This window comes from Wolbachia endosymbiont (group A) of Tromatobia lineatoria (assembly GCF_964028565.1).
GTDB lineage: Bacteria > Pseudomonadota > Alphaproteobacteria > Rickettsiales > Anaplasmataceae > Wolbachia > Wolbachia pipientis.
Genome location: NZ_OZ034791.1, coordinates 555,330 through 578,760 on the forward strand (window position 1 = coordinate 555,330; position 23,431 = coordinate 578,760).

General features: G+C 36.4%; 22 protein-coding genes and 1 tRNA gene. 18 read left to right on the forward strand and 5 right to left on the reverse strand.

Annotated elements, in window-relative coordinates:
• Window positions 1-31 precede the first annotated feature (31 nt).
• The 4 genes from ABWU48_RS02860 (at window position 32) to ABWU48_RS02875 (ending at window position 4,986) form a co-directional block, all read left to right on the forward strand.
• The gene (locus ABWU48_RS02860; protein ID WP_353288499.1) at window positions 32-847 is read left to right on the forward strand and encodes a hypothetical protein; all 816 of its coding nucleotides are present in this window, start codon (window positions 32-34) and stop codon (window positions 845-847) included.
• 394 nt (window positions 848-1,241) lie between these two features.
• On the forward strand, window positions 1,242-2,405 hold the full coding sequence (locus tag ABWU48_RS02865; RefSeq protein ID WP_010082551.1) for a multidrug effflux MFS transporter: 1,164 nt from the start codon (window positions 1,242-1,244) through the stop codon (window positions 2,403-2,405).
• A 131-nt stretch (window positions 2,406-2,536) separates the two neighbouring features.
• Window positions 2,537-4,489: an ankyrin repeat domain-containing protein gene (locus ABWU48_RS02870; protein WP_353288500.1), complete on the forward strand. Its 1,953-nt coding sequence runs from the start codon at window positions 2,537-2,539 to the stop codon at window positions 4,487-4,489.
• 59 nt (window positions 4,490-4,548) lie between these two features.
• Window positions 4,549-4,986 (forward strand): hypothetical protein, encoded by a 438-nt coding sequence (locus tag ABWU48_RS02875; RefSeq protein ID WP_264706125.1) that lies wholly within the window; start codon window positions 4,549-4,551, stop codon window positions 4,984-4,986.
• A gap of 351 nt (window positions 4,987-5,337) precedes the next feature.
• Here ABWU48_RS02875 and ABWU48_RS06285 read toward each other — a convergent pair whose 3' ends face one another.
• Entirely contained in the window at window positions 5,338-5,589 is a 252-nt protein-coding gene (locus ABWU48_RS06285; RefSeq protein ID WP_264373793.1) for a hypothetical protein, read from the reverse strand.
• 215 nt (window positions 5,590-5,804) lie between these two features.
• On the reverse strand, window positions 5,805-7,877 hold the full coding sequence (tkt, locus tag ABWU48_RS02885; protein ID WP_209472884.1) for a transketolase: 2,073 nt from the start codon (window positions 7,875-7,877) through the stop codon (window positions 5,805-5,807).
• A 113-nt stretch (window positions 7,878-7,990) separates the two neighbouring features.
• On the opposite strand from tkt, the gene rpsD reads away from it, so the two are divergent.
• The 8 genes from rpsD to ABWU48_RS02925 all read left to right on the forward strand — a co-directional run bounded on the left by rpsD (window position 7,991) and on the right by ABWU48_RS02925 (window position 12,819).
• A complete protein-coding gene (gene rpsD / locus ABWU48_RS02890; RefSeq protein WP_010962555.1) occupies window positions 7,991-8,605 on the forward strand; it encodes a 30S ribosomal protein S4 in 615 nt (204 codons plus the stop codon).
• 9 nt (window positions 8,606-8,614) lie between these two features.
• Window positions 8,615-8,701: transfer RNA gene (locus ABWU48_RS02895), tRNA-Leu, on the forward strand.
• Window positions 8,702-8,731: 30 nt separating this feature from the next.
• Entirely contained in the window at window positions 8,732-8,932 is a 201-nt protein-coding gene (gene iscX / locus ABWU48_RS02900; RefSeq protein ID WP_007552114.1) for a Fe-S cluster assembly protein IscX, read from the forward strand.
• A 455-nt stretch (window positions 8,933-9,387) separates the two neighbouring features.
• The gene (locus ABWU48_RS02905; protein ID WP_010082513.1) at window positions 9,388-9,729 is read left to right on the forward strand and encodes a DUF721 domain-containing protein; all 342 of its coding nucleotides are present in this window, start codon (window positions 9,388-9,390) and stop codon (window positions 9,727-9,729) included.
• Window positions 9,730-9,766: 37 nt separating this feature from the next.
• On the forward strand, window positions 9,767-10,081 hold the full coding sequence (gene rpmB / locus ABWU48_RS02910; RefSeq protein WP_006279619.1) for a 50S ribosomal protein L28: 315 nt from the start codon (window positions 9,767-9,769) through the stop codon (window positions 10,079-10,081).
• Entirely contained in the window at window positions 10,074-10,937 is an 864-nt protein-coding gene (lipA, locus tag ABWU48_RS02915) for a lipoyl synthase (protein ID WP_010082514.1), read from the forward strand. Before rpmB ends, lipA begins: the two co-directional genes overlap by 8 nt.
• A gap of 53 nt (window positions 10,938-10,990) precedes the next feature.
• Window positions 10,991-11,707 (forward strand): bifunctional demethylmenaquinone methyltransferase/2-methoxy-6-polyprenyl-1,4-benzoquinol methylase UbiE, encoded by a 717-nt coding sequence (ubiE, locus tag ABWU48_RS02920; protein WP_010962557.1) that lies wholly within the window; start codon window positions 10,991-10,993, stop codon window positions 11,705-11,707.
• On the forward strand, window positions 11,704-12,819 hold the full coding sequence (locus ABWU48_RS02925) for an FtsW/RodA/SpoVE family cell cycle protein (RefSeq protein ID WP_209472889.1): 1,116 nt from the start codon (window positions 11,704-11,706) through the stop codon (window positions 12,817-12,819). Before ubiE ends, ABWU48_RS02925 begins: the two co-directional genes overlap by 4 nt.
• A 194-nt stretch (window positions 12,820-13,013) precedes the next feature.
• On the opposite strand, the gene ABWU48_RS02930 is transcribed toward ABWU48_RS02925, so the two are convergent.
• Window positions 13,014-13,877: an Rpn family recombination-promoting nuclease/putative transposase gene (locus ABWU48_RS02930; RefSeq protein WP_265023279.1), complete on the reverse strand. Its 864-nt coding sequence runs from the start codon at window positions 13,875-13,877 to the stop codon at window positions 13,014-13,016.
• A 1,000-nt stretch (window positions 13,878-14,877) separates the two neighbouring features.
• Between ABWU48_RS02930 and ABWU48_RS02935 the strand changes: the two genes are divergently transcribed.
• From ABWU48_RS02935 to ABWU48_RS02960, 6 genes are all read left to right on the forward strand, one after another.
• Window positions 14,878-16,584 carry an ABC transporter ATP-binding protein gene (locus tag ABWU48_RS02935; protein WP_209472893.1) on the forward strand — a complete coding sequence of 569 codons (1,707 nt, stop codon included), beginning with the start codon at window positions 14,878-14,880 and terminating at the stop codon, window positions 16,582-16,584.
• Window positions 16,585-16,779: 195 nt separating this feature from the next.
• Entirely contained in the window at window positions 16,780-16,998 is a 219-nt protein-coding gene (locus ABWU48_RS02940) for a hypothetical protein (protein WP_010962563.1), read from the forward strand.
• Window positions 16,999-17,091: 93 nt separating this feature from the next.
• Entirely contained in the window at window positions 17,092-18,798 is a 1,707-nt protein-coding gene (gene argS / locus ABWU48_RS02945; RefSeq protein ID WP_353288501.1) for an arginine--tRNA ligase, read from the forward strand.
• 94 nt (window positions 18,799-18,892) lie between these two features.
• The gene (locus ABWU48_RS02950) at window positions 18,893-19,117 is read left to right on the forward strand and encodes a hypothetical protein (RefSeq protein ID WP_010962565.1); all 225 of its coding nucleotides are present in this window, start codon (window positions 18,893-18,895) and stop codon (window positions 19,115-19,117) included.
• Window positions 19,095-19,397, forward strand: a complete 303-nt coding sequence (locus ABWU48_RS02955; RefSeq protein ID WP_233395579.1) for a type II toxin-antitoxin system RelE family toxin — start codon at window positions 19,095-19,097, stop codon at window positions 19,395-19,397. The genes ABWU48_RS02950 and ABWU48_RS02955 overlap by 23 nt, the downstream gene beginning before the upstream one ends.
• A 326-nt stretch (window positions 19,398-19,723) precedes the next feature.
• Window positions 19,724-19,879: a hypothetical protein gene (locus ABWU48_RS02960; protein WP_167513690.1), complete on the forward strand. Its 156-nt coding sequence runs from the start codon at window positions 19,724-19,726 to the stop codon at window positions 19,877-19,879.
• 519 nt (window positions 19,880-20,398) lie between these two features.
• Here ABWU48_RS02960 and ABWU48_RS02965 read toward each other — a convergent pair.
• Together ABWU48_RS02965 and ccmA are read right to left on the reverse strand one after the other, a co-directional pair.
• Window positions 20,399-21,694, reverse strand: coding sequence for a Na+/H+ antiporter NhaC family protein (locus tag ABWU48_RS02965; RefSeq protein ID WP_006280467.1), 1,296 nt, complete (start codon window positions 21,692-21,694; stop codon window positions 20,399-20,401).
• Window positions 21,695-22,807: 1,113 nt separating this feature from the next.
• On the reverse strand, window positions 22,808-23,431 hold the full coding sequence (ccmA, locus tag ABWU48_RS02970) for a heme ABC exporter ATP-binding protein CcmA (protein WP_007548816.1): 624 nt from the start codon (window positions 23,429-23,431) through the stop codon (window positions 22,808-22,810).

The window sequence follows — 23,431 nt, forward strand, 5'->3', positions numbered from 1 at the left end:
AATATACAGGTATTAATGGTAGAGATATAACATGTCAAAGGAAATGGTCAATGCGTTGAAAGCTGAAGTGAAGAAGCTCAAATATGCTGATTTCAAAGCTAACACTTGGGACGAAGTAATTTCTGGTGAGGGAAAATATAAGGATCTTAATAGAACACACGGCCTTGCTATTAACGGACAAAAAATAACTAACGAATTTATTAACAATCTGTATTCAAAACATAAAAATCTAATTCTACGGGATGAAAACGGAAAAGGGAATTATCGTCCATTTCTCAGACAAATTTTTACAGAAATGTTTAAACACGTTGGTGCAACAATTCCCAATAACTCTATTATTGAGGAGTTAATAAATAACTATTATCAGGGCGGATATACTCATTTTCTTCCTAATGATATGAGTCAAGCTCTTGGATCTTTTCATTTGTCAAAGCAAAGCAACTGTATGACAAGAGAGTATATTATGGATTGTCGTGAACCCAATTGTATAAAGCTTAGTTTTAGCATGAAATATACAAAAATGCTTAACTATGATGATTGTACATATATCGAAACACCAGGTTTTTGCAGTTCAGCGGAGTTTAAACTGAAATGTGAAGATAAAAATGTAACATATGAAGATGGTAAAGTACTTCTTACCATTCCTAAAGAGCTAAAAAACTACAAAGTAAGTGGTAAGAATTTGTTTGATGTTATTGTTGAATATTTTCAGAAGCTTTGCGAAAAATTGGGCTTTAAATTTGAGACAAAAGTGGAACATAGCCTTGGTGAACCACTAAAGGTAGTAAGTGAGGCAAATGCATCTTCTGTTGAAGACTTAAAGCTTAAAGTGAATAATCAAAGGTAAGATATTGAAATTCGTGCTTTTCATGATTTTAGCTTAAGATTTCAGTGTCAAAGCACATAACTGTACGAACATTGTGATTTGAATCCACTAGGAGGGTGTCATCTAAGTAGCCTCCTTCTCCTGTCATCCCAGTGCCATGACTACTTGGATCCAGAAACTTAATTGCAAGTAAGTAAACTGCTTTGATGAAATTGTATAATGGAAACTAGATCCAAGTAGTCATGGCACTGCCCTACTGGATAGAGCCTTCACAGGCTTTTTCTTGAATAGCTACTCTTAATTTCAGTAGTTAATTTAATATACTAATGAAAAAAATACATTATAATTAAGTATATTTAATCCAGTAAATCATTAAGTGAAAACAGCTCTTTCGCAAAATATCATCTCTCTTATTATGATATTGTCTGTAGCAATTGTCGATATGGCAACTGACCTATACTCAGTTGCACTACCAAGCATTGCCAATTATTTTAAAGTAGAAGGCAGTGTAGTGCAGCTTACAATTAGCTTAAATCTAGTTGGATTTGCGGTATCTGGCTTAATTTATGGTCCATTATCGGACCATTATGGTAGGCGTCCAATGATGCTGATTGGTATGACAATTTTTACTTTGGCAAGTGTCATGTGTTATATAGCCGACAGTATTATGCTCTTGATACTAATTCGCTTCATACAAGGGGCAGGAGCTGGTGTTGCAGGTGTTGTTGGGTATGCAGCAATAAGGGATATGTACTCGGGTAGTGAATACTCGAGAGTAATTTCAAAATTAAATATGGTTGTGGCACTCTCACCTGGAATAGCTCCAGTGGTGGGCAGTTATATAATTTCACATGGGTATCATTGGAAATTTTTGTTTTTTATTATGTCACTCGCGGCAATTGCTATACTTATTTTTATCTACTTTAAGTTACAAGAAACACTCACTGTAAATAAAAATGAAACCAGTATAACTAACATAACTACTAATATCTTCAAGCAATATATATCAATATTTAGAAATTATCGTTTCCTTGGGTTTTCAGCCATTCATGGATTAACTTTCATGTGGCTTTGGGCATACATTGCTAACTACCCGTTCATATTTGAATCGATGGGCATTGAAGTACAGTATTTTGGCTACCTCATATCGATCATAGTCATATTTTACATAATTGGAACTTTAATTAATAGAAGGTATGTACCAAAAGTAGGGGTTAGCAAAATGCTAATAATAGGTTTGGTGTTACCGATAATATCCGATAGTTTATTGGTATATTTTTATTTCGCGGACAAGTTGAATATATTCATTCTTCAAACTGCTTGGATTCCAGCTAATATCGGACTTGCATTAATAATAAGCAATAACGTAACTTCTGCTTTAGAAACGATCAAAGGTATAGGGCTTGGTAGTGCAGTTCTCTCATTCTGCAATATGATGTTTGGGGCTATTGGAATATATATAGTAGGAAAATTTTTTCGCTATGGTATTTTACCAAATTTACTATTAACAATAGCATGCTCTACAATTGCAATTCTTATGTACAGCCAGCTCAAATGTACTGAAAAACACAGGGAATAACCATTATTTGCGTGATCCAGAGCTCATGGGTTATTAATGACTTTATCATGATAATATAATTTTACAGGGGTGAGAGCTCATAGATTATTAACGACTTTATCATAACAATATAGTTTTACAGGAGGTATGGGATGAGTAATTTACAAAGTATAAATAATGATTGGTTTTCTGCTGTTATAAAAGGTAATACTAATAAAGTAAAGCGTCTAATAAGTGAAGGAGCTGAGGTTAATGCAGTAGATGAATATAACAGGACTCCTTTACATTATGCTGCTACGAATGGCGATGCAGAGATAGTAAAAGATCTATTGGATAATGGGGCAGATGTTAATGCAGTAGGTCAAGATAAAAAGACTCCTTTACATTGGGCTATTGCACATGGCCGTAAAGATGCAGTAGATGCCCTACTGAAAGTAAAAGGGATCGATGTTAATGCACAAGATAAAGATGGAAAGACTCCTTTACATTGGGCTGTTGAAAATGGCCATAAAGAGGAAGTAGAAATTTTACTAAGTAATGGGGCAAATGTTAATGCAGTAGATAAAGGTGGAAAGACTTCTTTACATTGGGCTGTTGAAAATGGCCATAAAGAGGAAGTAGAAATTTTACTAAGTAATGGGGCAAATGTTAATGCAGTAGATAAAGGTGGAAAGACTTCTTTACATTGGGTTGCTGAAAATGGCCATAAAGAAGTAGCAGAAGCCCTACTGCAAGTAAAAGGGATCGATGTTGATGCACAAGATAAAGATGGAAAGACTCCTTTACACTTTGCTGCTGAAAGTGGTTATCAGCAGGTGGTGCAAGCTCTATTGGATAAAGGGGCAAATGTTAATGCAGAGGATGATAATGGAAATACTCCTTTAGGTTTAGCCGCTGATGAAGAAATAAAAACTCTATTGCAATCCGCAGAAGAATCTGATGATGCTAGTCCAGTATTGCAAGATGATGAAGAAGAAAGCCAAGTCCCACAAAATGCTGCTTTATTTGAGGCTGTTGAAAGAGGTGATATTGATGGATTAAAGCGTCTAATAAGTGAAGGAGCAGATGTTAATGCTTTAGATGGAAACAGATTTACTCCTTTACGGCATGCTATTGCCAAAGGAAACAAAGATATGGTCTCGCTTTTAATTGATAGCAAAGCAGATGTTAATGCACAGTCTGAAACTGGACGCGCTCTTTTACATGTTGCTGTTGACGAAGCCAACAAAACGCAACCACTCGATACAAGCATAATAGAAGCTCTATTAAAAGTAGAAGGAATCAACGTTAATGCAGTAGATAAAGATGGAAAGACTCCTTTACATGAAGCTGCTAAAAGTTACAATCAGCAAATAGTAACAGTTCTATTAGAAGCAAAAGGAATTTATGTTACTCCACTAGATAATACTCGCAGCACTCCTTTAAATCTTGCCTCTCAACAAGGCAGGCAACATATAGTAAAAATTCTAGAAGAAACGCAAAAGGACATCGAAGTTTTGTATTCAGCCGTTAAAAGTGATAATTATGAGGAAGTTCAAAGTCTATTAAGTAAAAAAGTAAACGTTAATTCAATAGACAACGATGGAAAAACTCTTTTACATTTTGCTGCTAGAAAGGGCAATGTAGAAATAGTAAGAGCTCTAATACAAACAGGGGCAGATGTTAATATAGCAGATAAAGATGGAAGGGTTCCTTTATTTGAAGCTGCTTTCTATGGTCATAAAGATGCAACTGAAGTTTTATTAAATAATGGAGCAAAGGTTGATACAGTAATGGAATCACTTCTTCAGAGTATGATGGAATATAATTACAATAGTAGCCATAAAGATATAGTTAAAGCTTTATTAAACAAGGGAGCAAATGCTGATGCAGTAGATTCATATGGACATACTCTTTTGCATTGGGCTGCTAGAGAAGGTTATACGGATATAGCAGAACTTTTATTAGAAAAAGGAGCGAATGTTAATATACAAGATAACGATCTATGGACTCCTTTACATTTTGCTACAAAAAATAAAGTGTTTATGGGTTATGCAGATCGTCCAGCAAACGCCTCTGCGGAAACAGTAAAATTCTTAATAAAAAAGGAGCAGATGTTAATATAGAAAATGAAGATGGAAATACTCCTTTCAAATTAGCCACTGATGAAGGAATAAAAACTCTATTGCAACCAGCAGAAAAATCTGATGATAGTTCAGCGGGTGGATCATCGACAGATAGTGAAGGGGGTCAAGAGGAAGAAAAACGAGTAGGTGATGATACTGAACTACAATCAGATAATAGCAAAGAAGGGGAAAAAACCAGCACCACCAGTGCAGAACAAGGAACTGATGTACAAGACAACGATGTAGGTCCTGTTGCTTCCACAGAACCTGCACAAACAGAAGAACAGCCGAGCTCTTTTTTTGGTAGTTTGTTTAGTATACTTATGAAGCCTTTTTCATTAATTGCATCATTTTTTGGTGGTTTTTTTTCATGGTTGTTTGGGTCTGACGAAGAAAAGTCTGACACACAACCTTATGATGATTCTTCTTCACCTGGGGTCGATCAATCAGTTGAACAAAATAATGGTGATCATAATGACCAGAGCAATGTGATTTGATAGTGATCTTCTACCGGAAAAGGCGTCATCCCAGTGCTTGACACTGGGATGGCTTTGTTGCATCGCTAGCTATGATGGATTAAAGATAAAAAAGATAGGGAATATCAGTAGCTTATTATTCTGGTATTTATAACAAGAACGGTCAATGAATACCTAAATTTGAGTAAAAGAAATTTCACTACCATTTACCAATCCGGCTAAAGTTCAAGAATTTCAATGCTTTAGCTATTTTCAATAGAATTAAATTTATTAATATAAATAACAAATTACTATTCTTAAATTTGATCAGATTGATTGCAAAAAAACAAGATTTTCAATAGGTTGCTTATAATCCTAACTATAGTTAGCCTTTCATAAGTAGCGATGCAACAAAGCCCACTGGGATCCAGGAAACTTAATTGCAAGTAATGCATTGGGTTTGGTGAGTATGGGTTTTGCGTTATAGAATGAAACACTTTTGGTGAATTTGTAAAGAAAACTGGATCCCAGTGTCAAGCACTGGGATGACACCGTCTTGGATGGAAAACTGGATTCCAGTGTCAAGTGCTGGAATGACATCCTCTCTAAGTAGCCTCCTTCTCCTGTTATCCCAGTGCGTGACACTGGGATCTCATTTTACTTTATGATGATGTCATGAAAGTAGCTGACATTGGGATCCAGAAGACTTAATTTCAACCAAATAATAAAGGCTAGATCCCAGTGTCACGCACTGGGATGACAAAAAAAGGAGCACTGGAATGACACCATCTTGGATGGAAATAACGTCACGCGCTGGAATGACAAAGAAGAGTGGGCTTTCATATGGTTATGCAAGAGGTTTACTGAATGCAACCTAACTTCTCACACACACATTTTACCACATGATCAGCGTTGATATTAAAATGCTCATAAAGTGTTTTATAAGGTGCTGATTCTCCGAAGCTTTTCATGCCAATAAATATACCGTTTGAACCTATGTATTTATGCCAACCCATTTCACTTCCGGCTTCAATTGCAACTTTAATGCTGTCATTATTTAATATTGCCGCTTTATATTCATCGCTTTGCTCGTCAAAAAGCCTCCAGCATGGCATAGAAACAATCCTTGTACCTATACCCTTTTCCTGCAATTTCTCCCTTGCTTCAACTGCAATTTCAACCTCGGACCCCGTAGCAAATATCGTCACTTTTAATTCTTTTGAACATTCACACAAAATATATGCACCAAACTTCGATAAATTAGCAGATTGATCGATATCAGAGTAGAACTTGCGCATGTAACTTACGTTTTGCCTTGAGAGCGCAAACAGTGCTGGAGATTCTTTCTTTTCGAGTGCAATGCTAACACACTCCAGAGTTTCAACTGCATCGGCTGGCCTAAAAACATATAGATTTGGTATAGCACGCAAAGAGGCTAAATGCTCTATTGGCTGATGAGTCGGGCCATCTTCTCCCACTCCAATTGAGTCGTGAGTCATGACATACATAACCTGCTGCTTCATCAGAGCTGAAAGACGTATAGCAGGACGACAATAGTCGGAAAATACCAAAAAAGTGCCGCCATAAGGAAGAATCGCGCCGTGAAGTGCCATACCATTCATACATGCTGCCATAGCGTGCTCTCTCACTCCATAGTGGACATAAGAGCCACTATAATTATTGCTATTTATTACCTGCATGTGCTCATATTTAGTGCAATTTGACCCGGTAAGATCAGCAGAACCGCCGATTAATTCCGGCATAGACTCAGTTAAAAGTTCCATTACTCTGCCGAAAGAAGATCGAGTAGCTTCGTTTGGCATTAGCTCACATATTTGTTTCTTCAGGTCAGCTAAAACACCAGCGATATTATCTGGTAGATGTTTATCTAACCGTCTTTGAAGTTCTGCATGATACCCTGTCATCCCAGCATTCTCTTCTGTCATCCCAGTACTCTCTCTTGTCATCCCAGTGCTTGACACTGGGATCCATTCTTTTTCTTCTTTCCTGGATTCCAGCGTCACGCGCTGGAATGACATCGTGTAGTTTTGTTTTGCTCTCTCAACAGTTTTCTTCCAGGCATTTTTCACATCTTCTGGTACATGGAATGGTTCATAATTCCAGTTTAATTTCTCTCTCATCTGTTTTATGTCTTCCTCCGAAAAAGCACCACTGTGAACAGAGGATGTGCCAGCACGGCTTGAAAATTTTCCGATAATAGTTTTGCAGCAGATCATTGTAGGTTTATCAGACTTTTTTGCTTGCTCTATTGCAAGGGATATGGCATCAAAATCATGGCCATCAATTTTGTCAACATTCCATCCATACGCTAAGAAGCGTTTCTCTACATCATCAGAACAGGAAAGGCAAGTAGCGCCATCTATAGAAATATCATTATCATCAAAAAGAGCTATAAGCTTATTCAATTTAAGATGCCCAGCAAGTGATGCTGCTTCATGGCTTATTCCTTCCATAAGACAGCCATCCCCTAGCATCACATAAGTGTAGTGATTGATTCTAAACTGCTTTTCAAGTATCGATTCAGCAAGTGCCATGCCAACAGCAGCGGCAAACCCCTGACCGAGCGGGCCTGTTGTTGCCTCTACCCCGGAAGTCAAGCCGAACTCTGGATGACCTGGGGTCTTGGATCCCATTTGTCTGAAGTTTTTTAGCTCATCTATGCTAATATAACCTGTCAAATATAATATTGAGTATAGTAACATTGACCCATGACCGTTTGATAAAACAAAGCGATCTCTATTGAACCATTTAGAATCATCAGGATTATGATTCAGATATTTAGCAAACAAAACAGTTGCAACATCTGCCATGCCAAGTGGCATACCTGGGTGTCCAGAGTTTGCTTTTTGTACTGCATCAATTGATAAAAAACGGATGGCGTTTGCCATAGATTTTAAATGTGAATGATTCATGTGTTAATAGAAAAACTTAAAAATGAAGTATAAAAGATTATATCAGCAAAAACAAGTTGACACTGAGTGCTAAAATCCTTAATAATCTAAAGTTAAATCGTGAGAGTTTTTATATGACAACTGTTATCACTAGAAAGTATAGGATTAGCCGTAGACTTGGTGTAAATTTATGGGGTAGAGCTAAAGACCCAGTAAACAAAAGGAAATACCCTCCAGGTCAACACGGTATTCTTGGATTCAAGAAGTTATCCGACTTTGGTAAGCAGTTTGCTGCGCATAAGAAATTTAAGTTTTACTATGCGATTTCAAGTAAGCAGCTCAGACGTACATTTTTAGATGCTTATAACAGAAAGGGTTATACGGCTGATAATTTTATCGGTATCTTAGAATCGAGATTAAGTTCTGTTTTATACCACTCTGGTCTTGTTCCAACAATTTACTCAGCAAAGCAGCTCATATCTCACAAGCACGTTACAGTTAATGATAAGGTGGTTAACATATCGAGTTATCGAGTGAAGCCAGGTGATATAATAAAAATAAGAGAAAGGGCAGCAAAAATCCCTGTAGTAGTAGAGGCTGAACAAAAACAAGAGCGCAAGGCTCCGGATTATTTAGAAGCAGATAGTAAAGAGCATTCAGTGAAGTATTTGAGGTCACCTCAATATTCTGAGGTTCCTTATTCAGCAGACATGGAAGTCAATTTAGTAGTAGAGTTTTACTCTAGATAGATAAAAAAAGCCCGTGTGGCGGAATCGGTAGACGCAGCGGACTTAAAATCCGTGGGTTTTGCGACCTTGGGAGTTCAAGTCTCCCCATGGGCACCAATTTAACTTAGCAGATAAATACAAAAAAGTATGAAATGGCTTGATATAGAAGATATTGTGGAAGCTCTGGAGGAAAAATTTCCAAATGAGAATATAATTAGTATCAGATTCACTGAGCTTAAAAAAAAGGTCTTGAGTTTAGAGGAATTTGATGATGATGAAAAACGCTGTAACGAAAAAATACTCGAAGCTATTCAAGCAGCTTGGATTGAGGAAAGATTAACCGCATAGCAATAAACCATACGCAAACGTGATTTCTATTACAATTTGCATATTGATTATGCTATTTTTTGGATCTAGCCTGGCAAGTTAATAATAATTTAACTAATTACAATTAAAACAGCTATAAGGTTAATTATGAGGCAAAGATGACAGCACAAAATTTGGTAAATGGAACGATCTTGGCAAGTGCTACGTTGAGATAAGTTTTGCATAAAAATACTGCTTTTACGGTGTGAGGCCAGAGGGTAGAGCCTTTGTAAAGCAGTTAGAAGGTTGTCATCTAAGTAGCGTGACCAGAGCTAGATTCCGCGAACACGCCGCGGAATGACGACTATGCAATATGCGTTGCGGAGTGACGATTATGGTCATACCGTCACGGTATCTCACAAACATGTAGCAGTAATGACAAAATCTCAAGTTATATGTATACTTTTATATTATCTACCTACTAAAAAAACAGAAAAATGCTCAAACGTAGCGGTCCAAAAAAATTAAAGTCTATAATTGAAAACTATGCATTAAAATGCATGAAAAATAAGATTAGTAAAAATGAAATACGTCTTATTTTAAACTGGCGAAATATAGTAGGGAAAGAAATAGCAGAGTGTACAAAACCGAAAAAGATCTCATATGCACAGAATATAAATTCGGGTGTATTGCATCTGGTAGTAACAAATGGCAGTAAAGCATTGGAAATTCAGCATATGATTTCTCTTATAATAGAAAAAATTACGATATTTTTTGGTTATAAAGCAGTATATGGTATAAAAATTAAGCAAGAGAGTATTGACTATTTGACTATATAAGGTAATCTAAGTACATAGAATAATTTGGTATATTGAAGTGAGTAGAGTTTGTGAATTAACAAATAGAAAAAAATCTTTTGGTAATAAGGTATCACATTCGAATCGTAAAACAAAGCGTACCTTTCTTTTAAATTTACATAAGGTTACGTTGACAAGTGATATATTGAATAAAAAGTTTAGATTTCGTGTGGCAACAAGAACTTTGAGAACTATAGATTACAAAGGTGATTTAGATGCTTTTTTGCTCAACACAAGAACGATTAAACTAAGTGAGAAAGCGCAGAAGATAAAAAGAAGGTTGAAAAAAGTTTTAGTAAAGCAAGAGGTAGAGTTAGCAGTTTCAGATGCATAGCAAACCTCAATGGCTCAGAGCAAAAGCTCCGACCGGTGAAGTATTCAATGAGACCTTAAACATCGTTAAACTGCATAACTTGCATACAGTGTGCGAAGAGGCTGCATGTCCAAATATTGGTGAATGTTGGAATAAACGTCATGCTACTGTGATGATTCTTGGTTCTGTTTGCACTCGTGCTTGTGCATTTTGCAACGTTGCAACTGGCATTCCTGATAAACTAGACCCTCATGAGCCAGAAAATTTAGCAAAAGCAATAAAAAAGTTAAACTTAAAACATGTTGTCATTACTTCTGTTGATCGTGATGATTTGCCAGATGGTGGCGCAAATCAGTTTATACAGTGCATAGAAGAAATTAGAAAGATAACTTCAGAAACAACAATAGAGATTTTAACTCCTGATTTTTTAAATAAGAAAGGAGCATTTGAAGCAATTGCTGTTGCATCACCTGATGTCTATAACCACAATATTGAAACAGTGCCGAGATTGTATGCAAAAATAAGACCACGAGCTCGCTATTTTCATTCACTATATTTGCTGAAGATGGTAAAGCAGATTAATCCTAAAGTTTTCACAAAGTCAGGGCTTATGGTTGGTCTTGGAGAAACAAAAGAGGAAATACTGCAGGTTATGGACGATTTGCGCAGTGCTGAGGTTGATTTTATTACAATTGGTCAATATCTACAACCAACTCCAAAACATGCAAAACTTGATAGGTATGTTACCCCAGAAGAGTTTGAGCATTATAAATACATTGCTTACTCCAAAGGGTTCCTAGTGGTTGCATCAAGCCCACTAACTCGGTCATCATACCACGCTGAAGAAGATTTTAACAGGCTCAAGGCCTGTCGTTGACATTTGTGTTAATTCAAATTAATTTTTACTAATTATAAAGGAGTTTTTACGTAATGTCTACTATAAAAATCGAGAAGAAATCACAATTAGTTAAAGAGGTATTCGATTCCGTGGCAAGTCGCTACGACACCATGAATGATATAATGAGCCTCGGAATGCACAGATTATGGAAAGATAAGATGGTAAATAGTGTGCATTTTACAAAAAACTCTAAGGTTTTAGATGTTGCTGGAGGAACTGGAGATATAGCAATAAGAGTAGTAAGAAAAGAGCCAAGTGCTAAGGTTACAGTATGCGATATAAATCAAAACATGCTAAACAGAGGACGTGATAAAGCTATAAATTCAAACCAAATTAATTTTGATTGGGTATGTGCAAGTGCAGAAAGTTTACCATTTGAAGACTCCGAATTTGATTATTGCACAATAGCTTTTGGCATTCGAAATGTTTCTGACCGCAAGAAGGCTTTAAATGAGGCGCACAGGGTATTAAAACCACATGGGAAATTTATCTGCTTAGAATTTGCCCCTATGCACTATCAAAATGAGATATTTACCAAACTTTATGACTTATATTCATTTAAAGTAATTCCTAAAATTGGCAGCATAGTTGCTAAAGACAAGAGTTCTTATGAATATTTAGTGAGGAGCATTAGAGAGTTTCCAACTCAGGCTGATTTTAAAATGGAAATTGAAGAGGTAGGCTTTAAGAATGTTGAGTTTCATAATATGAGCTATGGAATAGTGGCATTACACATTGGAACAAAATGAATATTAAACTCTGGTATAGAACGCTGGATTATTATCTCATCCTTCCAGTGTTTTTTTTGCTCACTATAAGCTTCATTCTTGTTTATTCAGCAAGCCCTGTAATTGCGCAGCGTCTTTTTCTGCCACAGGATTATTTTATACGGCGCCATACAATTTATATAGTCCTGTCACTAATTACCTTGGTGACATTTTCTTTTCTCAACACAAGAACTATACTTAACCTCTCATTCGCAGGTTTCATTTTATTTACTATTCTAGTAGCAATTGCGATAATACTTGGTATAGAGGTAAAAGGTGCGAAACGATGGTTACATATTGTCAAAATTTCTGTTCAACCATCTGAGTTCGTAAGGCCATTTTTTTCTGTTGTTATAGCTAGTATCTTGGCCAGCGAAATGAGGTTTAAAATGCACATATCAATCATAATATTTCTGTTAGTTTTTGTGTTGTTACTTCTGCAACCTGATTTCAGTATGTCCATGCTTTTAACATATTCTTTTATTGGTCAAATGTTTATTGCATGTATACCATTTTTATACTTTCTATGTATAATAGGAGTGGTCACAACTGGAATTACCACGGCTTACTTATGTCTTCCGCATATAAAGCAAAGGATTTACAATTTTGTCTTTTTTGCGCAGCGCGATAACTTTCAAGTCACAAAATCATTAGAAGCATTTAAAAGAGGTCAATTAACTGGAGTTGGACCTGGTGAAGGTAGCGTAAAAGCCTCTCTTCCTGATTGTCATACAGATTTTGTGTTTTCTGTTTTAGCAGAAGAATTTGGTTTGATTACGTGCTTAGCCACATTGATGTTATTTGGTATCATTTCCGCCCGCTTGCTTTACGTTGCATATAGGGAAAATGAATTATTTAATCTGTTAGTGATTCTCGGTATCTCAATTCAATTCATCACACAATTCATAATAAACATAGGGGTAACATTGAGTGTTTTTCCAACCACCGGCATAACCCTGCCACTACTTAGCTATGGTGGTTCTTCTCTTTTATCTTCGAGCATCGCACTTGGCATAATGCTGTCTTTTAGTAGAAACCAAGCTATCGCATTAAAGTTTCGTGAGCGTGTTATGCTTGGAAGGTATATGGACTAAACTTGTACCGCTCACAACTATTATTGGTATCCCTCCAAAATGGGTATCTGTTCAGATGAGTGGCAAGAGATATTATGAAATCTGAAAGAGTTATGTGGAAATTTTTCAGAAAATATTCCACTGACATGCTGAACAACAAATACATCACTATGTCGTTTATCGCAAAAACTTATATTTTTCGTAACCATTCACACTTAATTCTGCAATTCTTTGATCTCACTCATAGAAAGACCAGTAGTTTGAGCTATAATATTAAAAGAAACACCTGCTTTAAGTAGATTCTTTGCGACTTCAATTTCCCTCTCTTTTCTACCTTCCTCTTTAGCAAGATCAAGTCTGTATTCAAGAATGGCTTCTTCTTTGCGCAGATCCATTATTCTTTCTTCATAAGCTATTAGATCTTTTTCATTCCAGTGAAACTTATCTAATTCATCATATGCTAGCTTTATTATTGGTGATTTTTCCGCAATTTTTCTGAGATCTTCGTCCGTTGTTTCATCTGCATATTTGAAAAAAAATAGCCAACGGTCTACTACACTTTCTAGTTGTTCTGCTCTACTCTTAGGAAATTTTGGCAGCTCTATGAAGATAAATTGAAAATCTTTTAAGTCATGTTCATTGGTTTTCTCATCTCTTATGGTATGGCTAGATATATAGTCAAGCTTATCAGGGAATAAGGTACAATTTGAAATCGCGATAAAGAAAATCTTCTTTAAATCAACGTATTTACCAGATTTATCAGCTTGTCTTGAGTAAGCCTTAGCAGCATAAAGTTGTGCACGTTTTTCAAAGCCTTTATCACGAGTGAGCTGCATCTCAATTATATACCTGTTCCCACTAGAATCCCTGCAAAGAACATCAACAATGCTTTGTTTATCAGAAGCAATTTCAGGGTCCATAATGGTGCTTAAGAATTCTACTTCTTGTATAGTGTTGACTTCAGTACATCCTAAAATATCGTTCAAAAAATGAATAAGAATATTCTTATTTCTCTCAGTACCAAATATTTTTTTAAATGTTAGGTCCAATTTTGGATCGAGAAATTTAGAAAGAGCCATAGTAAAAATACTGAGAAAAGATTAATAATTATACACTATTATTAACAACTATTCAACCATATTTTTAAGTATAGCTATACCGCCGCGGCGCTAACACGTAGCGGGATGACGAGGTTATCGTCATTCCACCACGAACCGTCATACCGCCGCGGCGCTAACAAGAGATCCCGCTAACACGTAGCGGGATGACGAGCTTATCGTCACGCCGCCACGAACCGTCACACCGCCGTGGTATCTTTAGATCCCGCTAACACGTAGTGGGATGACGAGCTTATCGTCACGCCGCCACGAACCGTCATACCGCCGCGGTATCTCTTAACATAGATCCCTTACTTAACCGTCATACCTTAACATAGATCCCGCTAACACGTAGCGGGATGACGGTTGTCGTTTAGCCATAAATATTAAGAAATTTACCAAACGAAAAAAAAGGCAAAAGAAGCCCTGGGGTTATTATCTGCTTTAAAATATTGGCGTTTTTTATGTTTTAAACGCTTGACAAGCGAGATTCAGCCGCTTTTAATTGCAACTAACTTACGCTGCAAATGTTTAAGAAATTTACTAAGCAGAAAAAAAGACAAAGAATCCCCGAGTTAGCTAGTCTTTTACTATCTCTGTCGAGTATTGGCATTTTTTGATGTCTTGTAACGCTTTATAAGCGCGTTCAGCTTATTTAGATAAAAACCTAGATGTAGATGAAGTTTTGTAAAGACATACAGTATCTATATACTGCAAAAAATTGAACATAAGACGCCGATACATTAAGTAATCCTTACCTTTTAATCTGCAGATTGGCGAAAGCAAATACAATAGCTTCAGTTTCATGATAAGGGGGCTGGCGGAGTTTGTCAAGTAAGTTTTTTGTTTCTGCGAGCTACTACCCTTTCTTGGTGGACTAAAATCACAACAGCTGCAGAACCTAAATTGCTTCATACTACACCTTTCCCCTTTCCCCTGAAACTAAAATCTATATACTTAACTTTAGAAACTTTAAAATAAAATGCGATCTAATATTAGGCAGTTATTTTACTATATAAAGCCTAATCTATCTTATTTCATCATAGCTTTTATTGCAGTTTTATTTTCAGCCTTAACGATCCTCCTCTTTGGCAGAGGCTTAAGCAATATAATTGATTCTGGCACAGAGCACGATTTTACTACCAAACTATTAGTTGCAATACTTATAGTTTTAGCCATTTCTCTCACTGCATTTACTCGGTTATATTTCATTGGCATTGGCAGCGAGAAAGTTATCGCAAGAATCAGATATGACTTATACAGCAGTATCACTAACTTGCAACCAAGTTTCTTTGAGAACACAGGCGTACAAGATGTTATCTCAGCGTTAATTACTGATACCTCTGTGCTGCAATCAATAATAAACAGCAGCTTACTAACCATATTACGAAATTTTGTGATTCTGATTGGCAGTGTTGCTATGTTATTATATACAAATATACAACTAACTGCGTATGCAGCCGCAATAATACCTATACTACTCATTATCATGACCTCACTTGGAAAAAAAGTGCGTAGCTATGCACGCTTTGCTCAGGATAAATTAAGTGAGCTTGCGTCATTTAGTGAGGAAAATTTTAGATCTATAGTGACTATCAAATCGTTTGTACTCGAGGAAAACGAAAAAATCCGTTTTAAGGAACATTTAAACTCAGTATCAAAATCATACGTAAAATTAGTACTCTTGCGTGCTATTTTAGTAACTCTAGTTATCACGTGTGTGATAGGTTCACTAGTTGTTTTGCTCTTTTTTGGTATTAAAGAAGTCTTAAGCAATAATATAACTATTGGAGAACTCTCCTCATTTGTGTTTTATTCAGCGCTCGCAGCAGGAGCTATAAATAATTTGAGCGATAATATCAGTGATTTACAACGAGGTCTTGGAATAGTAGAGCGTTTATTTGAATTTAAAAATATGAAAAGCTCTATAGCAGATCCCGATGATCCTATAAAAATTTGTAGTGTTCAAAAGGGAATTTCGTTTAATGGCGTAACATTTTTTTATGCTGATAAGCCAGCATTAGATAACGTATCATTTTCTATAGAGGCAGGTCAAGCAGTATCAATTGTTGGACCATCTGGCAGTGGTAAAAGCACCATTTTAAAGCTTCTGCTCCGTTTTCATGATCCAAACAAAGGTAGCATTACTATCGATGGGTACAATATTAAGTCAATTGCGCTAAATGACCTCAGATCGTTGTTTGGCTTAGTGCCACAAGATCACATGATATTCTCTTGCTCAATAATGGAAAATATACTATATGGCAAACCAGGTGCCGAATATGAGGAAGTGAAGCAAGCAGCCATCAGCGCTTATGCGATGGAATTTATTGATAAGCTGCCTGATAAATTTGATACATTTGTAGGAAAAAGAGGATTAAAACTTTCTGAAGGACAAAAACAACGTATTGTAATAGCAAGGGCCATACTCAACAATCCTCAGGTTTTAATACTGGATGAAGCAACCTCTGCCCTTGATTACAAAAGTGAGAACCTCGTGCAAAAAGCATTGAGCAAGTTAATGCAAAACAGAACAACAATCGTAATTACACACAGGCTATCAACCGCACTCAAGACTGACAAGATTATAGTAATTAATCATGGAAAAGTAGAAGAAGTAGGCACTCATGACTCTCTAATAAGTAAAGACGGGCTATATGCAAAACTGGCGAAGATACAGTGGAATTGAAAGAGAATTTAAATCATACCGTTAGTTGATATGCTAGATTTATAATTAAAATTATTAAATTTTTAATTTTATTATTTTATAATGGTTCCATAGTTATCCGGAAATTTCGTGATCTGTAGTTTCTTTCATTCACGTTATATTCATAGCTTGTTCTATCTTAATGTAATTCCAATTTTGACTGTATAGGAGGTCTCTATGTTAAAACATAACTATAGTGATAAAATCAATAATCGCTATTCATATACTAACAAATTTTCTTATAGTGATGAGGGTGTAGACGAGACGATCAAGGATAAAATCACAACTGAAGATCAGGTAGTAACTGATGATGTTGAAGAGCCTGATGCTGGTAATGATGGTTACAGCGAAGGTATGGCTTTCTCTTACCATGGTTACGGCAACGACTTAATATAAACTCTGATCCAGGAAGATAAAATAGTTAAGATAAACCTTCAACTAGTCCCACTTATTCACTATACTGCTATAGATTTTATAGCAATATAGTGAATGAACATTTTTAAGCAGATTTCTTCTCTAATCTTTAGTAAATTGAATGAGTTGAAACAAAGGGGTGTTATAAGCACAAGTGCAGCAAACTTTATCATAGAGCCTCCAAGCAATAGAGTCCATGGAGACATTTACACAAATGTTGCTATGGTGCTTGCAAAGCATGAAAAGAAGAATCCCATTGAAATTGCAGAGGTTTTAGCCAAAGAATTTGAACTTTTTGATGAAGTTGCAAAAGTGGAAATAGCAGGCTCTGGTTTCATCAACATGCACTTAAAAATAGAAGTGTGGCATGGAATTTTAAAACAAATAAATGAGCTAAAAACAGAGTTTGGCACCCTAGATATAGGGAACAATCAGGCCATTAATGTTGAATTTGTATCTGCAAATCCAACTGGTCCACTGCATATTGGTCATGCAAGAGGGGCAGTATTTGGTGACGTTCTGGCAAATTTATTGAAAAAAGTTGGTTATAAAGTTACTAAGGAATACTATATTAATGATGCTGGAGCGCAGATAGATACGCTAATTCGGTCAGCATATTTGCGGTATAAGGAAGCTCTGGGAGAAAAAATCAGCATCGAAAAAGGTTTATACCCAGGTGAATATTTAAAACCAATAGGGACTGGGCTGGCCAAAAAATATGGCGCAGAGCTTCTAGAAAAGCAAGATAATCAAGTGATTAGAGACTATACTTTAAGTTCTATCTTAGAAATCATAAAGGAAGACATGAACTTACTTGGAGTAAATCATGATGTTTTTACTTCAGAGTATGAGCTACAAAAAAGTGGCAAAATTGAAGAGAGTATAAAGATATTGTCTGACAAGGGTCTAGTGTATGAAGGGTACCTGGAGAAACCAAAAGGCAAAGAAAGCGAAAATTGGACTTCCAGAAAAGAGATGCTATTTCGCTCTACAAAATTTGGTGATGACGTTGACCGTGCATTGAAGAAAGAGGACGGCAGTTGGACTTATTTTGCCTCGGATATCGCTTACCATTTTGATAAGATATCGCGTGGTTTTAACAATATGATCGTAGAGCTTGGTAGTGACCACGGCGGTTATGTCAAAAGACTCAAAGCAGTCGTCTCTGCGCTCAGTGATGATCAAGCAAAAATAGAGGTAAAACTGCATAATATTGTGAATTTTTTCGAGAACGGCAAACCTGTTAAGATGTCCAAAAGATCAGGAAACTTCCTAACAGCAAGAGATGTAGTGGAAGAAGTTGGCAGGGACATAACTCGTTTTATAATGCTAACACGCAAGAATGATATGGTCTTGGACTTTGATTTTGCTAAAGTTAAAGAACAGTCAAAAGACAACCCTATTTTTTACGTGCAATATGCGCATGCTCGTGCTCATTCGTTAATGCGTAATGCTCCAAAAGAGCTCCCAACAGCAGATCCTTCACTTTTAAGGACAGGTGGAGAGCTCTTCCTCATAAAAACCTTAGCAAAGTGGCCAGATGTGGTAGAAATTGCAGCAAGGCTTTGTGAGCCACACAGAATTACTTTCTACTTACTTGAAGTTGCAGAAGCGTTTCACGTTTTATGGGGGTATGGCAAGAGTGATTTAAACATGCGTTTCATACTGGAAGACAACTTAAACCTCACCGCTGCAAGAATGTTTCTCGTGCAGGCCTTAGCACACGTCATCGCTTCTGGACTTTCTATCTTCAATATAGAGCCTTTGGAAGAGATGAGTTGATTTTTTTATGCAAGATTGTTTTTTCAACGAATAGAGAAGTTGACAAAATTAAGTAAAAATGTTATAGTTTATAGTAGTATTTTCTGGTTAATATATGGCTCACAGTCAAAAAAAGCTCAATGTTAATGTAAGTTTTGACAGTAAATTGGCTCAGTATCTTACAGAAATGGCAGAGACTCAAAATAAAACTATTCCTGAAGTTTTAGTAGATTTAGTGGAAGAAGAGTTCGAAGAAGATGTAGAGCTATCCAAAATAGCTGACGATCGCCTCTCTGAAGGTGAAGAAGAAGTAGAGGATGATGAAAACATCTGGAAATAAAACTTACACTATAAAATTCTTAAAAAATGTTATTGAAAAAGAAATTCCAGCTCTTCCGGCAAAGATTAAATTAATGGTTCAGGAGGCCATAAAGAAACGCCTTACAGTTGATCCTTTTAATCTAGGAAAGCCTTTATGTCATAGCTTTAGAGGGCAATATAGGATAAGGGTTAGCAACTACCGTATAATTTACATCATAAATCATTCAGAACGTAAAGTACTTATTACTGCAGTGGGGTATAGAAAAAACATTTACAAACACAGAAGATTACACAATTAAAAATATAAGAAAGATCTCACCGCTGCAACTTGTCCAAGCCTTAGCACACGTCATTGCTTCTGGACTTTCTATCTTTAATATAGAGCCGTTAGAAGAAATGAGTTGATTTTTTTTTGTTACAATATGTAATGATCAAAATATTATTCAAAGTAGGGTAAAGTTATGACAATCAGTTTTAGGGAGTATTCAACTGTATTCACTGAAGTTGCGGAACAGACAGATTTAAATGGAAATAACATAATTGAAAGAATAAAAGGGCATTAGCATAGATCCCGCTAACAAGCAGCGGGATGACGGTTGTCAGGGTGTCAGGCTAGTACCTTCTCTTGTCATCCCAGTGCCCAGACACTGGGATCCAGAAAAGTTTGCTTGTGAACAAGCAAACTAGCATGGAAAGTGGTTACAACATTTTCGATGAGATTATATGGAAAACTGTATTCCAGTGTCAAGCACTGGAATACATCACAGGGGCACTGGAATGACACCCTTTACGGGCTCTTAAATTGCAACTATAAATGTTTAAGAAATTTACCAAATGAAAAAAAAGGCAAAAGAAGCCCCATGGTGGTTGGCTATTTACTATGTACTAAAATATCGGCGTTTTTTTTATTCTAAAACGCTTGATTAAGAGCGATTTAGCTGCTTTTAACTTGCAACTAACCTACACCGCAAGTGTTTAAGAAATTTACTAAGCAGGAAAAAAGGCAAAGAAACCCCGTAGTAGCTAGCATTCAAATTCTCCCTTGTCAATTTGACGTTTTTTGCTGTCTTAAACGCTTTGTAAGCGCGTTTCGGCTTATATAGGTAAAAACCCAGAAATTTTTAAAGACATGCGATGCACGTAGTGCGAAAAATTAAACATGAGACGCCAAATACCCTAAGTTTTTTGTCATTAACCTGCACAGATTGCGAAGATAAATAAATAGCTTCAGTTTCATGATAAGGGGGTTGGCGAAGGGTGTCAAGTAATTCCGTTCCTTATGGGTAAAAAAAGAGAAACTCTAAGTTGCAGCCGCACAATGTTTCTCTTTTCTGCTGTTGATGATTATTTCGCCTATTGTAACTGCCGCTAGAATAAAGCAATAATATACCTGTGTTAATAAAGAAATAGGTGATACAGAGGCGATGCTACCTGCTAGCAATAGTTGGGAACCATAAGGTAAGATACCTTTTGTAGCACAAGCAAAAACATCTAATAAGTATGCGCTGCGATGTGGCGCAATACTGTGTTTTTGTGCAAGCCTTTTTGCAATGCCACCACTTAGTAAAATAGCAATGGTATTATTGGCAACTAAGGTAGTAAACATAGACGCAATTCCTGCTATCACAAATTCAGCTTTAGTTTTTGTGATATTGCTTTCATCGATGAGTTTATGCAACGCTTTTTGACCTTGCTTGTACATTATATGGCTCAATCCACCGATAAATAGAGCAAATATCACTATTTCGTTTACTTTTTTGAAACCGTCATACACGTCATGAGGAAATTGAATGATAGCATAGTCAAAAAAAGTTATTCCTAGCACACCAGCAATAATTATGTTTATAGTTATTGTTACTAAAGTGGCGACTTCAAGCAGCCCCATGATTATTAAAGAAATGTAAGGAATAATTTTTATTATAGAATAATAATCTAAATTTGATATAGAAATAATTTTTGTACTATTTGAGGCAACTGCTAGGTAGATGAGTGTTATAATGCTGGCAATAAGTGCAACTTTAGAGTTCATTTTAAGTTTATCTTTTGCTGAAGCTTCCTGTGAAGAAACAGATGCAATGGTGGTATCAGATATCATCGAAAGGTTATCGCCAAACACGGCACCACCTACTACAGTTGCAGTTCCTATTTCGAGACCAAAAGCTCCACTTTTTGCCAGATTAACAGCTATAGGTACCATCAGCGCAACAACTCCCATAGATGTGCCAATTGCAGTTGAAATAAAAGCAGAAGCCAAAAATACTCCAGGCAGCAGTAATCTTGCTGGAAGGAAATTAAGAATTAAATTAGCAACAGTGTCTGCGCTACCGATTGATTGAGTCACCGCAGAAAATGCTCCAGAAAATAAAAAAATTAAACACATAGTAAGGGTGTTTTTGTCACCCATGCCCTTGATAACAGTATCGATGTTATGCTGAATTTTATTTGTACCACGTGAGACAGCAAAAAATAGTGCTGGTAATAAGCAGATTACTGGTGAAACCTGATGAAGTGGATTATCAGTTCCGATAAAAGAAAAATAAGCACCACTTCCAAGATACAAGATTAAAAAAATAATCAAGGGGACAAAAGCTGTCATTTTACTGTACCTAAACTTATAACTATAACTAATTAAGTGGTTTTAAGCAAGTTTATTTTTCACTAGTTCTACAGGAAGTCAATAGCAGAGTTTTAAACTTCATATTTAATCTACTAAATAAATAGCACATGTAGCTTATTGCTTGACAATAGGATCTAATTGTTGTCTAGATTCCAGCATCACGCGCACAACTGTACGAACATTTGTTTGCGAAGAAATGTTATAGCTGGTTTTGCCTCAAACACAAAGATGTCATCCGAGTAGCTGACTACTTGGATCCAGAAAATTTTGCTGCGAGTAAGCAAATTTGTTTGGTGAGCATAGAAAGTGGAATGTGTAAGCGCAGCCTCAACAGGTTGTCATCCAAGTAGCTGACTACTTGGATCCAGATTGGATACTGAGTTGGTGAGTATAAAAGTATAGCTAACGCGAGCTCTACGTCATACCGCCGCAGAATAATTAACCGTCATACCGCGATTCATTCGCAGTATCCCTTCGCGATATCCCTTAGCCGCTAACAAGCAGCGGGATGACGAGCTTATCGTCATGCCACCGCGAACCGTCATACCGCGATTCATTCGCGGTATCTCTAGATCCCGCTAACAAGCAGCGGGATGACGGTTGTCGTTTAGCTATAAATATTTAAGAAATTTACTAAACAGAAAAAAAGGCAAAAGAAGCCCCGTAGTTGGCTAATTACTTACATTATACTTTCAAGTATGGCGTTTTTTTATTCTAAACGCTTAATAACCGCGACTCAGCTGCTTTTAAATGCAACTAACCTTAGCTATAAATGTTTAAGAAATTTACTAAACAGAAAAAAAGGCAAAAGAAACCCTAGGGTAGCTAGTTATTCACTATCCATTTTTTAAGTTGGCGTTTTTTTATGTTTTAAACGCTTTATAAGCGCGTTTCAGCTTATGTAGGTAGAAGTTTGATAAAGACATAAGGTGCACATAGTGCAAAAAATTAAACATGAGACGCCAGATACGTGAGTTTTTTTGTCATTTAATCTGTACAGAGAAGATAAATAAATAGCTTCAGTGTTTATGATAAGGGGGCTGGCGGAGTTTGTCAAGCAAGTTTTTTATTTCTAGCGGTTGTTGCCAAAAACTATACAAGAAGTCTATTGAAATTACGTATATCAATCGTTGTAAAATCACACAATTGCTCTGTAGAGCTATGCCCTGTAATAATTACTATACCATTTTGCTCAGAGCGTATTGAGATTAGGTTCAGCACTAATTCACACGTTGCACTATCAAGATTACAAAATGGTTCATCTATCAGCCAAACGTTTGCATTAGAAATCAAGAGGCGAGCAAGCGCAACTCTCCTTTTCCAGCCTGCAGAAAGTTCGCCATATCTAATATTAAGTACAGGTTGCAACTGCAAGCAACAAATAGCTGCCACAATCAATTCTCTAGTATTTCGTATTCCTGCCCAGAATTCTACGTTTTGAGCAACAGTTAAGCTATCTTTACAGGCATTCTTATGGCCTATATAGACCATAGAAGATATATAGGATTTTGGATCATCATATATATCTTTTCCGCAGTGCCTTATATTGCCTGATACCGGCGGTAAAAGTCCAGATAAACTTCTAATTAAGCTGGTTTTACCACTACCATTTGGACCAGTGATTAGAATCTTTGATTTTAGCTCAGCTTTAAAACTGAGATTCTTAAATAGTACCTTATTATTACGAGTGCAGGATAAATTTTCACATTCAAGCAT